Annotated in this window: 11 protein-coding genes and 1 pseudogene; 4 read left to right on the top strand and 8 right to left on the bottom strand. The window is 72.5% G+C overall.

Going from position 1 to position 13,282, the window contains the following annotated elements; translation table 11 throughout:
- Positions 1–64: 64 nt before the first annotated feature.
- From AB0O40_RS10260 to AB0O40_RS10245, 4 genes are all read right to left on the bottom strand, one after another.
- Positions 65–2,539 (bottom strand): CHAP domain-containing protein, encoded by a 2,475-nt coding sequence (locus AB0O40_RS10260; protein ID WP_365037789.1) that lies wholly within the window; start codon positions 2,537–2,539, stop codon positions 65–67.
- A 317-nt stretch (positions 2,540–2,856) separates the two neighbouring features.
- Positions 2,857–4,062 carry a PP2C family protein-serine/threonine phosphatase gene (locus tag AB0O40_RS10255; RefSeq protein WP_365037786.1) on the bottom strand — a complete coding sequence of 402 codons (1,206 nt, stop codon included), beginning with the start codon at positions 4,060–4,062 and terminating at the stop codon, positions 2,857–2,859.
- Positions 4,063–4,259: 197 nt separating this feature from the next.
- Positions 4,260–4,583 (bottom strand): multidrug efflux SMR transporter, encoded by a 324-nt coding sequence (locus AB0O40_RS10250; protein ID WP_365037783.1) that lies wholly within the window; start codon positions 4,581–4,583, stop codon positions 4,260–4,262.
- Positions 4,580–5,233 (bottom strand): NAD(P)H-dependent oxidoreductase, encoded by a 654-nt coding sequence (locus AB0O40_RS10245; protein WP_365037780.1) that lies wholly within the window; start codon positions 5,231–5,233, stop codon positions 4,580–4,582. Before AB0O40_RS10245 ends, AB0O40_RS10250 begins: the two co-directional genes overlap by 4 nt.
- A 112-nt stretch (positions 5,234–5,345) precedes the next feature.
- Here AB0O40_RS10245 and AB0O40_RS10240 point away from each other — a divergent pair, with 112 nt between their 5' ends.
- Positions 5,346–5,906: a helix-turn-helix domain-containing protein gene (locus tag AB0O40_RS10240; protein ID WP_365037777.1), complete on the top strand. Its 561-nt coding sequence runs from the start codon at positions 5,346–5,348 to the stop codon at positions 5,904–5,906.
- A gap of 51 nt (positions 5,907–5,957) precedes the next feature.
- Here the strand turns inward: AB0O40_RS10240 and AB0O40_RS10235 are convergent, their stop codons facing one another.
- From AB0O40_RS10235 to AB0O40_RS10225, 3 genes and pseudogenes are all read right to left on the bottom strand, one after another.
- Positions 5,958–6,476, bottom strand: a complete 519-nt coding sequence (locus tag AB0O40_RS10235; RefSeq protein WP_365037938.1) for a DUF427 domain-containing protein — start codon at positions 6,474–6,476, stop codon at positions 5,958–5,960.
- Positions 6,468–6,686 (bottom strand): annotated as a pseudogene (locus tag AB0O40_RS10230) (UBP-type zinc finger domain-containing protein); the annotation flags it as partial. The gene AB0O40_RS10235 and the pseudogene AB0O40_RS10230, both read right to left, overlap by 9 nt.
- 257 nt (positions 6,687–6,943) lie before the next feature.
- Positions 6,944–8,410, bottom strand: coding sequence for a lamin tail domain-containing protein (locus AB0O40_RS10225; RefSeq protein ID WP_365037774.1), 1,467 nt, complete (start codon positions 8,408–8,410; stop codon positions 6,944–6,946).
- A 647-nt stretch (positions 8,411–9,057) separates the two neighbouring features.
- Here AB0O40_RS10225 and AB0O40_RS10220 point away from each other — a divergent pair.
- From AB0O40_RS10220 to AB0O40_RS10210, 3 genes are all read left to right on the top strand, one after another.
- Positions 9,058–9,609, top strand: coding sequence for a hypothetical protein (locus AB0O40_RS10220; RefSeq protein WP_365037771.1), 552 nt, complete (start codon positions 9,058–9,060; stop codon positions 9,607–9,609).
- A gap of 70 nt (positions 9,610–9,679) precedes the next feature.
- Positions 9,680–11,521 carry a ThiF family adenylyltransferase gene (locus AB0O40_RS10215; protein ID WP_365037768.1) on the top strand — a complete coding sequence of 614 codons (1,842 nt, stop codon included), beginning with the start codon at positions 9,680–9,682 and terminating at the stop codon, positions 11,519–11,521.
- Complete coding sequence (locus tag AB0O40_RS10210) at positions 11,518–12,552, top strand: ketoacyl-ACP synthase III (RefSeq protein ID WP_365037765.1); 1,035 nt, start codon at positions 11,518–11,520, stop codon at positions 12,550–12,552. Before AB0O40_RS10215 ends, AB0O40_RS10210 begins: the two co-directional genes overlap by 4 nt.
- 136 nt (positions 12,553–12,688) lie before the next feature.
- Here AB0O40_RS10210 and AB0O40_RS10205 read toward each other — a convergent pair whose 3' ends face one another.
- On the bottom strand, positions 12,689–13,222 hold the full coding sequence (locus AB0O40_RS10205) for a hypothetical protein (protein WP_365037762.1): 534 nt from the start codon (positions 13,220–13,222) through the stop codon (positions 12,689–12,691).
- Positions 13,223–13,282 lie beyond the last annotated feature (60 nt).

Raw genomic sequence — 13,282 nt, 5'->3', positions numbered from 1 at the left:
CGGTCTGAGGGCGCAGGGCGTGGAGCCGCGGCGGGGACCGGCGGATGTCGCCCGGGCCGACCGGTCAGCCGGTCACCGCATAGCCCGCACCACCGCCGCCCAGGACGGGGCGGGTGCTCGTCACCCCGGGGACACGCAGGGGTACGGCGCTGAGATCGAGGGCGCCCGGCTGGGGGGCGGGGTTCCACCAGTCGTGCCAGCGCTGGCCGAGCTCGCCGCCGCCGTTGTGGCCCCACGCCCACACCGACCCGTCGGCGCGTACGGCGTAACCGTTGCCGTAACCGGAGCCGATGGAGGTCACCGCGGTCAGGTTCTTCACCGGGGCCGCCGTGCTGCTGTGGCCATGCTCCGGACCGTCCACTGCTCCGCTGGTACCGCGCCCCAGTTCGCCGTCCTGGTTCCATCCCCACGCCCACACCCGGCCGTCCTCCCGCAGGGCGTAGCCGGCCAGCCCGAGGGAGGAGGCGATGGCCTTCACTCCGGTCAGGCCCTTGACCTTGGCGGGGAAGAGCGCCACCTCGCGATCGGTGCCGCTGCCCAGCGCGCCGCCGTACTTGTCGCCCTCGCCCCATGCCCACACCGTGCCGTCCGTGCGCAGGGCGAAGCCGTTCATGGCACTCGCAGCGATGGAGCGCACGCCGGTGAGCGCTTCGACCCGAACCGGGGCGTAGGCGTCGTCGGTGCGGCCCGTGCCGTCTTTACCGTTGGCGAGCCGTCCGCGCAGGGCGTCGCCCCAGGCCCAGACGCGGCCGTTCGCGTCGAGCGCGTAGCCGTTCATCCCGCCGACGGCCACCTGCACGATGCTGCTCAGGCCCGGGATGCGGGTCGGCACGTCCACCACCTGGTCTTGAGGCGGCTGTCCGAGACCCAGTTCCCCGTTGTGGTTGCATCCCCAGGACCAGACGGTGCCGTCCGTGCGCAGTGCGAGCGTCGCGTTCTGGCCGGCGGCCACCGCCGTGACCCGGTCGATCCGGACCTTCACCGGCACCGTCACGACCGTGTTTGACGCGTGGGTGCCATTGCCCAGCTGCCCGTTGAAGCTGTGCCCCCAGGCCCACAGGGTGCCTTGGGCGGTGAGGGCGTATCCGTTGGTCAGAGAGCTCCCGCTGACGGCCACGACCCGGTCGGGGCCCGCGACGGTGCCCGGCCGGTACGGGGCCCCGACCACGGGCCGCAGCGGGGAGTTGGTGCCCCAGGAACAGAGTGTGCCCGGGACGGTGCAGGGCGCCCCGGCCGGCGCCGCGTACAGGTACTCCAGACGCTTGCCGTACGCCGGCAGGTCGGCGACCCGGAGGTGGGAGGCGAGGGGGACGTCGCCGAAGGGGAGCGAGAAGTACGCGGACCGCTGGGTACGAGCCTTGAAGGTGTACGCCCGCCAGCTCGTGGGGCCCCGCCAGTCGGTGGGGTACGCGAACACGTCGGTCCGACGGGCGACCGCCATGGCGACCAGGTCCATGTTCACCGCGTACTGCTTGTCCCTCTTGACGAACCGCCAGCCCTTGGCCCCCTGCGCGAGCAGGAGCACGGCCCGGTCGAAGCCGAGGCTCCGGGCAGCCCGGTCCATCTCGGCGGCGCCGACGGGGGTGCCGACCCGGCTGCCCAGGAGGCCGGCGTCATGGTCCTTGTCCCGCTGGGTGTACGGGTAGGTGTAGCCCTCCTCCTTGGTGTGGATCATCGCCTCGGTGTAGTGCCGGCCGGCTCCGAAGCGCCTGGCGTCCAGGCCGATGGCGCGGGCGGCGGGATCGCCTGTCACCACCCACTGGAGGGTGCCGCCCCGGCGCAGGTACCAGGCGCCGTTGTCCCCGCGTACGGACCGGCCGTCGGGGATCTCCTCGAACAGCTTCTGGTTCGCGCGGGCCGTGGCCACCGCGGCGTTGTGCCGGTCGAAGGCGGCCTGCTCGTCCGCGGAGCGGGGCGCGGGGGTGCCGTCGGCGAAGAGCCTGAGCCGGAACGCGCTGGTGTTCGGGCCGTTGAGGTCGATGAAGTGCTCGGGCATGCGGAACCGGCCGCTGCCCGTGGGGAGTACGGTGCGACGTTGGAACTCACCGTCCGACTCCTTGTTGTACTCGGCGACTTCCACGCCGCCGTCGGGCCGGACCTCCTCCACGAAGGCCACGTGCCCGAAGCGGCCCGGTCCGGTGGGACTCGTGGGCTCCCACTGCGCGAGGTCGCCCACCTCGGGGGTACGGTCCACCCGGTATCCGGCGGCGAGTGCGCCGGTGTCCCACTGCCCGGCGTCGCCCCAGCCCCGGATGTCCGTGCCGAACTCCTCGAGGGCCCGCCACCAGGCGTAGTCGGTGCAGTTGCGGTAGCCGTACCCGGCGGGGCTGTTGACGCTGCCGTTCTTCTCGAAGTCGCCCCGGGCGGGGTCTCCTTTGGGCAGGGCGTCGTGGTGCGGGTAGCTCCCGTAGGAGTCGTACGCGGTCTGGTGGCCGGCGCCCGCGGCCGCAGATGCCCGGAGCGGTACGCCTGCACCGGCGTGCACCCCACTTCCGCCGGCGAGGACCAGCACCGAGGTCAGGAGCCCTCGTACGGCCACGCCCCAAGCCGCCCGGGCCCGGCCCGGCCGCGCGCCGACCCGTACCCGGCCGCACCGCATCCGGCCCGTTCCGCCCATGTGCCCCACCCCTCGGTCATGGCCACGCTAGCGCGTCGGACCTTGGTCATGCGGGCTTCCGGTGGTGGCAGGGTGGGGCAGGACGGGTTCAGGCTGGATGACGAGCAGCGGGCGGTCCTGACCGAGGCGGGCGGGAGCGTCGCGGCGCTGCACCGGCGGCGGACGGCGGAGGTGTCGTCTTCTGCGACGGGGCTCCGGTCGGCGTCGGGGACGTTGCATCGTGCGGTGTAGAGGGGACGTCAGCCGTCGCCGCGCTGCGTTGCCGTCCGGGGGTGCCATTCGGCCAGGACGATGGTGGCGTCGTCCTGGAGCCGGCCGTCGTGGTGGTCGAGGATGGTGTGGACGAGCCGGCGCAGGGTTTCTGGGGCGGGCTCGCCGGCGGCGAGGGCGCGGGTGATGAAGTCGACGAGCTGCTCCTCGCCGAAGTGCCGGCCGGTGGCCGAGCGGGCTTCGGTGACGCCGTCGGTGTGGATCAGCACGCGGTCGCCCGGCTCGAGTTGGGCTTCGTGCACGGTGCGGGAGACCGTGTAGCCCGGGCCGAGGCCCAGGGGCAGCTCGCCGTGGGCTTCCAGGGCGCCGGGTACGACGTGGTGGGCGCGGATCAGGAGCGGGGGCGGGTGGCCGGCGTTGACCCAGTAGAGCCGCCCGGTGACCAGGTCCAGGTGGGCGAAGATCCCGGTGAGCAGCCCGCCGGGCTGCCAGCGGTGCAGCTCCTCGTCGATCCGTTCCGTGATGTCGGTCAGGGACCCGCCCGCCCGACGGGTGGAGCGGCAGCCGGCCAGCGCGACGGCGGACGCCAGCCCGGCGGCCAGGTCGTGTCCCATGGCGTCGACCACGGTCAGGTGCAGCCGGCCGTCGTCCAGGCCGTGGTCGAAGGCATCCCCGCCGATCTCGTACGCGGGCTCCAGCGCGGCCGTGGAGGTGACCGTGTCGGTACCCAGCGTGCGCGGCGGCAGGAACGCCCACACCATCTCCGCCGCCGTGGTCATGGGGCGCCGGCGGATGGTTCGGCTGAACAGGTCACTGAACCCGCTCTTGGAGACCACGGTCAACGCCGTCACCGCCGCCAGCCGCGTGGCGCCGTCCAGCATCGCGGGTGTGATCTGGTCGGCGACGACCTGGAGAACGCCGATCCGCGCGATCCCGTCGATCAGCGGCAGCCACATGGTCAGCGGCGCTCGGTGGGACAGCCGCAGCGACATCGTCCGGTACGCCCACCCGGCCACCGTTCCCTCGATCGCCAGCGCCTCGCCGCCGCCCTCGACCGCTCCGGGGCCGGGCAGCGGCACGAGCTGGTCTTCCTGGACGTCCGCCAGGTAGACGGTCGCAGAAAGCATCCCCAGCCGGCGGGCCGCCTCTTCGACCAGCTGCGGCACCTCGCGAGGTGCCGCGGTGTGCGACCGCTCCAGGAACAGGGCCAACGCCGCCCCCGGCTCCTCCGCCATCACGCACCGGCCCTTTCGCCGACCTCGGCTTCTGCTTCGAGTCTGGGACCGATCCGCCCTCCGTGCGCGCTTTCCGTCCCCGCTGTGCGCATACCGTCGCGGGCAGTGGTGGGCGGGGCTCGGTCCGGTACAGGTCGCCCGCCGGCCGGGTGTCGCCGGCCGGCCCGGCCCCCGGCCGAGGTGGGCCGGGCGGTGTCTCAGCCGGCTGGTGTGGTCGCGCGGGACAGGGCTACGCCCCCGATGATCAGGGCCAGGGCGAGGAGTCGGCCCAGGCTCACAGGGTCCTTCTGGACGACGACACCCAGCGTGATGGCGCCGGCCGCGCCGATGCCGGTGAAGACGGCGTACGCGGTGCCGACCGGCAGGTCCGCCATCGCCAGGGAGAGCAGGTAGACGGCGACGGCGGCGAGCGCGAAGCACAGCAGGGTGGGCAACGGGCGGGTGAACCCGGCCGTCGGTTTGATGCTCTGCGACCACGCGACTTCCACCAGGCCGGCGGCGACGAGCAGGAGCCAGCTCACCGTGCCCCTCCTGCCGTGGCGGCGGCCTCCAGCGCGGCCGCGCGGGACGCGTCGTGCGCCCCGCGCCGGCCCGCGAGCGCCGGATCGGTCAGAGAGTTGACCAGTTCGGTCCCGAGGAAGGTCATGTCCTCCTCCGGCACCGCGAAGTGACCGGCGAAGAAATCGCGCAGGTAGCGCTCCTGGTGGTCGTACGGGTGGCGCGGGGTGCCCGGGCCGTACGCCCCGCCGCGGGCGTACGCCACGACGAACCGCCGGCCGGCCAGGGACATCCGCGGGAAGGTGACCTGGTCGATCCAGGCCTTCAGGGACGCCGGAACGGAGAAGTTGTACATCGGTGTGGCGATCAGCACCACGTCGGCCGCGACGAGCTCGGACAGCAGCGGCTCGACCACGGCCCAGGCCGCCGCCTGCGCGGGGGTCCGCACGGCCTCGTGGTAGCGGGCGGGGTCGGTGATCCCGTGTGCCAGGACGTGGTCGCAGAGCTCGGTCCACGCCTCGCCTATCTGCGGGACCGGGTCCCGGGCCAGGTCGCGGTGGAGGTACGAGCCGTCGGGGTGGGCCGCGCGCCAGGCGGCGGCGACGGCTTCACCCGCCTCCCGGCTGAAGGACTGGCGGCGAGCGCTGGCGTCGAGGTGCAGCAGCGTGGTCATGGCGGGGTCCCCTCGGCAACGGCCGGAACATTAACCGGACACGGTGTCCACTTATACCGGACGAGACCCACAACCGGACAGGGCGTCCACTTATTCCGATACGCTGGAACCCATGGAGACGAGGGAACGCGCGGACGCCGCCCGCAACCGGGCCAAGGTGCTCTCCGCCGCAGCGGAGCTCTTCGCCGCCGGTGATCCGAGGGCGGTCACGATGGAGGACATCGCCCGGGCGGCCGGCATCGGGCGCGGCACGCTCTACCGCCGCTACCCGGACGTCACCTCCATCGCGGCGGCCCTTCTCGACGAGCACGAACGCACCCTGCAGGAACAGCTCCTGCGCGGCGACCCGCCGCTGGGTCCCGGAGCACCGCCGGCCGAGCGGCTGACCGCCTTCTACGCGGCCTTGGTCGACCTGCTCGACACGCACGGCCACCTGGTACTGGGCGCCGAGACCGGCGAAAAGCGCTTCACCGTCGGGGCGTACGGCTTCTGGCGCGCCCACGTCCTGGCCCTCCTGCGCGAGTCGGGCACCCCGGACCCGGAAGCCCTCGTGGACCTGCTCCTCGCCCCCCTGGCACCCGAGGTGTTCCTCCAGCAGCGCGCACGGGGAGTCACCGCGGACCGCATCAAGGCGGCCCTGACACACCTCGCCCGCGCCCTCCCGGCCACCTGAACGACCGGCACGCGCCGGCGAACCGGGCCGCATCGAGGCGGCGGCCCGGACTCACCACAGCAGGGTGCCCGGCCCGCCCTTGAACGGCCCGCGTACCTCCGAGGTGATCCAGCCGCCGTAGAAGTCGCCCTCCTGCGCCGTGGCGTCCTCTCCGGCGACCGTGCACCGGTCCATCCGGCTCGGGTAGAAGGCGACGTGGTCCGCCAGGGCCGTGAAGCCGGGTTCGGGACGGGGATAGCTCCAGGCCGCGGCGGCGCGCACCTCGTCTCCCACGACGACGTCCCAGTACCGGGCCGAGCCCTTCCACTCGCACCAGGTCCGGCCCGAGAGCGCCGGGACCAGCAGGTCCGTACGGACGTCCGCCGGAGGGACGTAGAACACCGGCGGATGGCTGGTCTCCAGAACCCGCAGCGACCGGCAGGTCTCCGCCACCACCTGCCCCGCGCACTCCACCCGCACGAGGCGGTCGTCCTCCCGTACGGCGGGCGGGCGCGGGTAGTCCCAGACGGACTCGGGCGGCCGCGGGGCGGAAGCCTGCGCGGGGTGTTCCGGCAGCGGGTCCAGGTACACCTCGTCCTCGTAGCACCAGGCCCAGTCCTGGCCGCGGGCCAGGGCGCGGGCCACCGGGTGGCCGCTGGAGTCGAAGTGCGCCGCCGCGTGGGCGCCGGGGGAGCTGTCGCTGCAGCCCACGTGCCCGCAGGTCAGGCAGAGCAGCAGGCCGGCCGGCGCGCGTCCGGACACCACGCAGGCCGTGCAGGTCTCACTCGGCGGAGCCGGTTCGGCCGTCCAGGTGTGGGAACAGGACCTCCCCGAGGGCTGTCCGCCGTCGTGCCGGGGTGCCCACTTCGTCATCGGCGATCACCGGCCGGTGCAGTGCCGTCCATGATCTCTCCTTCGCCGTCTCCCGTCTTATCTCTCCTTCCCCCGCACCTCGCGTAGCGGATGCAGCGGGCGGTGGATACGCGCCCGGCAGCGTGCCCGGCGGGCGCCGTCGTACCGGCGCCGGCCGGACGGCCGACCGGCTGCCGGTGCGGGGCTCAGTACGCCGTGCCGTCGGCGCGCCGGCCGGGCGAGCTGGGGAGCGAGCTGATGGTGTCGTGCTTGACCCAGCTGCCGGTCGCCGATCCGTCGGGGTTCCGGTTGATGGACACGCCGTCGGAGTTCGCCTGGCCGGAGGTGTAGCTCAGCGACTGGACCGTCGCTCCGGTGGAGTCCCGGAGGGTGACCGTGTCGCCGCTGTTGGACAGGTTGAGCCCGCCGGTGCTCGCTCCCACGGCCGTGATGCCGGCGGGGATCGCGGAGCTCGCGCCGAAGACGGTGATCGCCTTGCCGGGCTGCAGCGTCGTGCCGGCCGCGAAGGTGTGCCGTACGGCCGAGCCGTCCGAGAGGGTCCAGCCGGTGAGGTCGGCTGCCGTGCTGCCGGTGTTGACGAGCTCGACGGCTTCGCCGGCGGTGTTGCTGCCGGGTTCGTTGGCCAGCACCTCGTTGATCATGACGTTGGCGGGGCCGTTGCCGCCACCACCGCCGAGGAGGAAGTTGTAGCGGGCCAGCACCGGGTAGTGGTCGCTGGTCGTCGTCGCGTAGTTCGGGATGTAGGCCTGGGGCTGGAAGGCGGTCGCCGAGCCGGCGACGTACTTCGCCTGCACCTCGTCGGTGGTGAGCTGGTGGTCGATGAAGTCCGGGTAGTCCGCCGTGGACGGCACGCCCGCCAGCGACAAGGCCCTCGTCGGGAAGGTGTAGCGTGCCGCGTCGCTCACGAAGTTGGCGTAGGGCGACGCCTTCTGCGGCGTTATGGAGGTGTCGACGTCGTCGTTCCAGTCGCCGATGACGAAGACGTTCTGGGTGGGGTAGGTCGTGTCGAGGTAGGACTTGAGGGCCTGCGAGGCGGGGTTGCGCAGGTTCCACGCGTCCTGGGTGGCACCGGACTTCGCGTGCAGGACGATGAAGACGAGGTCGCGGGTGACGCCGTCGAAGGTCCCGCGCAAGGTGAACTCCACCGGCGGGCGGCCGGCGAAGTTGCTGTTCTGGGCGGTCAGGATGACCTTCGCGCTCACCAGGGTGGCCATGCTGGAGCGCCAGACGAGGGCGACCTTCTGTTCGGTGTCGTTGAAGTCCGAGTAGTACTGGGCGCCGTTCGTCACGATCGGGTCGTTGGCCACGACCCCGGTGTACCCGGGCATACCGGCCACGAGTTGGTTGAACGCCGAGGTGCTGACGACCTCGGAGAGGCCCCAGACGTCCATGTCGGCGCCCGCCATGACCTCGCGGACGTTCTGCTGCTGCAGCGCTTCGTCGGTCGGGCCGAAGTCCGGCGACCCGAACCACTCGACGTTCCAGTTGCCGACGTCGAGCTGGGTGGGCGATCCGTGCGAGGGGATCGCGGTGGCCGCGCCGGCCGCGGGGGCGGTGGTGAGGGCGGCCAGCGACACGGCGGCGGCCAGGGAGGCGACGCCGAGCGCGGCGGTGCGGCGGAGGCGTGTGGCAGCTGTGCGACGAGGTGACATGAGGTGCCTTTCGCGAGCGGTTGCGGACGGTTCGCGGAACACCGCACCGGCTGGTGTGGGGGAACACGCCGTGGCGGCAAGGCAGTTGTAGACAGGCCGGATGGCACACGAGGGACCGGAAGATGTCCCGCGCATGTCACTTCTACGCGTGTTGCGCAGTGTGCTCCCGGCACCGGCGCGACGCCATACCCCGGACACCCCCGCCCGTTCGGCGCGTCGCGGTGCGCCCTCGGCCGCCGCTGCGCTCCGTGGCCGCCCCGCACCCCGCGCGATCACCCGAACGGGGAGGTGGCAGATGGAGGGCGCGCGGACGCAGTGACGATTCCGCAGAGCACCGAACGGCTCGGATCGCCCCGGGGCCCCGTCGTACCGGCGTACACGTCACCCCGCGCGCCGGTACGCGTGCCCGAGCACCGTCTGAGAGGCCACGAAGGCCCGTATCACCAGGTCGCGCTGGTGTCCGGGGGGCGTGCGAGCAGCCGGCAAGTCCCCACGCACAGGTGATGAAGCGATCGCACGCGTTGACTTCTGGATGTCTGTTCGCTGCGGCCGTCCGGGTGATGCGCGCCGCTGCTCGTGATCATCCGCGCAAAGGATGGGGCGCACCGACCGTGATCATCGGTCGCCGCCCAGAGCAGGAGGACTCCGTGCCCGACACCGCCACCCCCGTACTCACCCGCAAGATGCGCTTCATGTTCACGCTGCTCGACGCCGACCGGGACGGCTTCCTCGACGCGGACGACCTGACCGCCGTCGCCGACCGCATGGACGCAGTCTTCCCCGGGCAGCCCGACCGCATCGGCACCCTGCGCAGCACCCTGCACGAACTGTGGGTGGACCACCTCGCACCCGCCGCACCCGGCAGCGGCCGCATCGACGTCGAGGCCTTCGAGAACGGCATCCGGCGTTCGGTGAGCGTCAGCCCGGTCACCCTTCTGGAGACCCTGCACGCCGGTGCCTGTGCCTGGATCTCCCTCTGCGACGCCGACGGAAACGGGCTCGTCGACCTCGAGGAGTACCTGCGGCTCAACCGGGCGATCGGCGGGCTGCCCGCCCAGCAGATGGAGGACTCGTTCCGCAGGCTCGACCGCGACGGCGACGGGACCCTGGACCCGGCCGAGATCGACGCCGCCGTCGTGGAGTTCTTCACCAGCGAGGACCCGGCCGCCCCCGGCAACTGGCTGTACGGCCCTTTCTGAGCCCTCGGGCCGAAGCCGGGCCCGAGCCCCCGTCACAGTCGAAGCCGCAGAGGAAAGAGGACGGTTCGCAGTGCAGCAGGCTTACAGGGCCGCGGAGGCGACATGGCACGTCTCCGCGTTCCGCATCGGACCCGGGGACCCGGAGGCGGCCGGACTGGTCGGCCGCATCCGGGAACTCCGGGCGAGGATCTTGTTCGACCACGGCCGTCGCCCGGACTTCCGGACGCCCGCCGGCGCATACGCCGATGACCAGGAACTCGACTTCGGGGCCTGGCACTTCGTCGGCCGCCGCACGGTGCACGGACCGCCGCTGGGGTACGTACGGCTCTCGACCCCCGAGACGGGCGAGCTCTTCCAGACCCGGGCGTACCTGGGGGCGGAACGCTACGAGGAGGTGCTGCGGGCGCAGGGCCTCGGCACCGGCGAAACGTTCGAGCACAGTCGGTTGGTCGTCGAGCACCAGGCCCGCAAGCTGGGCCTGGGAATCCACCTCAACGCCTTCGCCATGGCCGCGGCTCGCAGCCTGGGGGCCAAGGCGATGATCGGCACCTCCGGCACGGCGGACGGGCAGGATCGTTTCCACGAGCGTTTCGGCTTCCGGGCCGTCCCGGGCACCCGCCGGTACGTCGAGCGGTACACCGAGGATGTGCTGATCATGCTGTACCGGGCCACCGCCCCGGCCGGCGACCACGAAGGCCTCGTCGAGCGGTTGGAGGGGGTCTTCCCCGCCGCGACGATCCCGGTGCGGGAGGCCGTACTGGGCCCCGACGCGTCCGCCTCCTCACCGCTGCGCGTCGCGCCGCACCGGGTCGCCGCCGCCGATGCCGAGCCCTGCCGGCGGCCGGTGCTCTACGACCTGACGCGCGCCGAGGACCGGCGGGCCCACGAAGCCCTCCTGGCCTCCGGCGCCGTCCGGGAGGTCCTGGACACCATCGAGGAGCAGCTCGCGGAACTGGTCACGAGCCGCGAGCCGGTGCTGCGCACCTCACCGCAGGCAGTCCGGCGGGCGGTGGCGCAGCAGCTCGGCGGCACCGAACCGCACGCGTACGGGACCTGGGCCTGGTACCCGTGGTCCGGACGGTTGGTGCACCTGCTGCCCCGGGACGAGTTCCGCCTGGTGCGCACCGACCGTAACCGGGGCCGCATCGAACGGCCCGAGCAGCGCCGCCTGATGGGCCGCAGGGTGGGCATCATCGGCCTGTCCGTCGGCAGCAGCGCCGCCCTGACCTTCGCGATGGAGGGCATCGGCGGTGCGTTCAAGCTCGCCGATTTCGACACCCTCAGCGTCTCCAACCTGAACCGGCTGCGCGCGGGAGTGCACCACCTGGGCCTGAACAAATGCGTGGTCGCAGCCCGTCAGATGCTGGAGATCGACCCCTGGCTGGACATCGAGATCCACCCCGGGGGCCTCACCGACGAGACGATGGAGGAGTTCTTCACCGGCGGCGCGGGCCCCATCGACCTCCTCGTCGAGGAGTGCGACACCCCCTACGTGAAGCTCGCCGCCCGCCGACGCGCCCGCGCGCTGGGCATCCCGGTCGTGATGGACGCGAACGACAGGGGCCTGCTCGACGTCGAACGCTTCGACCTCGAACCCGACCGGCCGCTCCTGCACGGACTCCTCGGCGACACCACCTGCGAGGACCTCGTCGGCCTCACCTTCGAGGAGTCGGTCGACGTCATCCTCGCCATGGTCGACCGCGACCGCATCAGCCCGGAACTCGCCGCCGCCATTCCCCGGATCGGCACCACGCTCAGCAGCTGGCCGCAGCTCGCCTCGGGAGTCGCCCTCGGCGGAGCCCTGACGGCAGAAGCGGCCCGACGCATCCTGCTCGGCCTGCCCCGGCCCTCGGGCCGCTTCTACGCCGACCTCGAAACCCTCACCTCGGCCGACCGGAGCACCCTCCCATGACCATGACGCACGAGCAGACCGCCGACACGCACACCGGCGCCGGCCTGCCGGTCCCGTTCGGCGTCGCGGGAACCGGGCAGCACCTGCCCCCGACGATCGTCACCAACAAGGAGCTCACCCGGAACCTGCGCACCAGCGAGGAGTGGATCACGACCCGCACCGGGATCCGCGAACGCCGCCGTCTGGCACCCGAACTGGCCACCTCCGACATGTGCGTGGCAGCTGCCCGCCCCGCGCTGGAAGCCGCCCGACTGGAACCCTCGGACCTCGACGCGATCATCGTGGCCAGCTACACCGCCGACCAGCCGCTCCCGTCCACCTCGGTGATCGTGAAACACGCGCTCGGCGCCACCCGGGCACTGGCGATGGACGTCGCCCAGGCCGCCTGTGCCTCCGGCGTGCACGCGGTGCTCCAGGCCGCCCACCTCCTGCAGAATCCTTCGATCACCACCGTGCTCGTCATCGGAGCGGACTGCGCCTCCCGTGTCGTCCGCCCCACCGACCGGACCGGAGGCGTCTTCTTCGGGGACGCCGCCGCAGCAGCCGTCCTCACGAGCTCCCGGACGCTGGGTGCCGGACTGCTCTCGTACGACATCGGCTCGCAGCTGTCCTACGCCGTCCAGATCCCCGGGGGCGGCTCGCGCCTGCCCACCACCCCCGAGACCCTGGCCTCCGGGAAGCAGTACGTGTCCATGGACGGACCCGCCGTGTGGGAGACGGCGACCACGCGGCTCCCGCAGAGCATCACCGGCGCCACCCGCCGGGCCGGCCTGCTGCCCACGGACATCGACCACTACTTCTTCCACCAGGCCAACGCCAACATCCTGGCCGAGGCGCTCCGCCGCCTGGACGTCCCGGCCGAGCGCGCGCCCGTCACCCTCGACCGACTCGGCAACACCGGTGCGGCGGGCCTGTTCACCGCCCTCCACGCGACCGCCTCGAGCGGCGGACTGCGCCCCGGGGACACGTACGTCCTGTGCGGCATCGGGGCGGGCTGGCACTGGGGCACCCTCTGCCTGCGCCAACCCTGACCCGGCCGCGAGAGTCACCCCGGCGCGCAGGCCATGCCCGGCTCCTGCCCCGGTCCGGCCATCGTCCACGACGAGGAATCGCCCTGGGGGGCTGTCCGGTCGCGTCGGGCCGGAGCCGGGTCACCGGCGAGGGGGTTCAGCAGTTGCGGAGCGAGTGCACCGGGGTCCAGTCGGCATACGTCTGTTCGGTCGGCGAGGTGTCCGTCCAGAGCGTGTTGCCGCTGCTGCCGTAGAAGCGGGAGACCGTGCCGGAGGACTGGTTGTTGACGAAGTACCCGCCGTCGTTCCAGTAGGACACGGAGTAGCGGTTGCAGGGGTCCTGCTTGAACAGCTCCCAGTTCCCGGTGGTCGGGTCCCAGACCAGCTCGCACAGGCTCAGGTACTCGCACGTATAGGTCTGGCCGGGGGCGACGTGACCTGCGGTGGACGCCGGCGAGGTGTAGGGCGACGTCGCCGTGGGACCGAAGCTCCGGACGCCCGCGGGTGCGGAGGGCGCGGTACGGGTGACGGCGTGGCGGCCGGTCGATGCGTTGGCGGCAGGTGCGCTGGTGGCCGTACCGGCCGCGTTCGCGATGCCCACCGTGCCGAGTGCCAGGGCGGCGCACGCGACCGCGACTGCGGCATATCCACGTAGCTGGACCATGATCGAGACCACTCCCCAGATTGGCATGTGCATTGCCGATTCGCGGCACCCAGCATCGCGAGCCGCACGGGGGAGGGTGAAGGAGGC

Source organism: Streptomyces sp. NPDC089919 (assembly GCF_040684615.1).
GTDB lineage: Bacteria > Actinomycetota > Actinomycetes > Streptomycetales > Streptomycetaceae > Streptomyces.
This window is presented reverse-complemented; position numbering and strand designations above follow the sequence as displayed.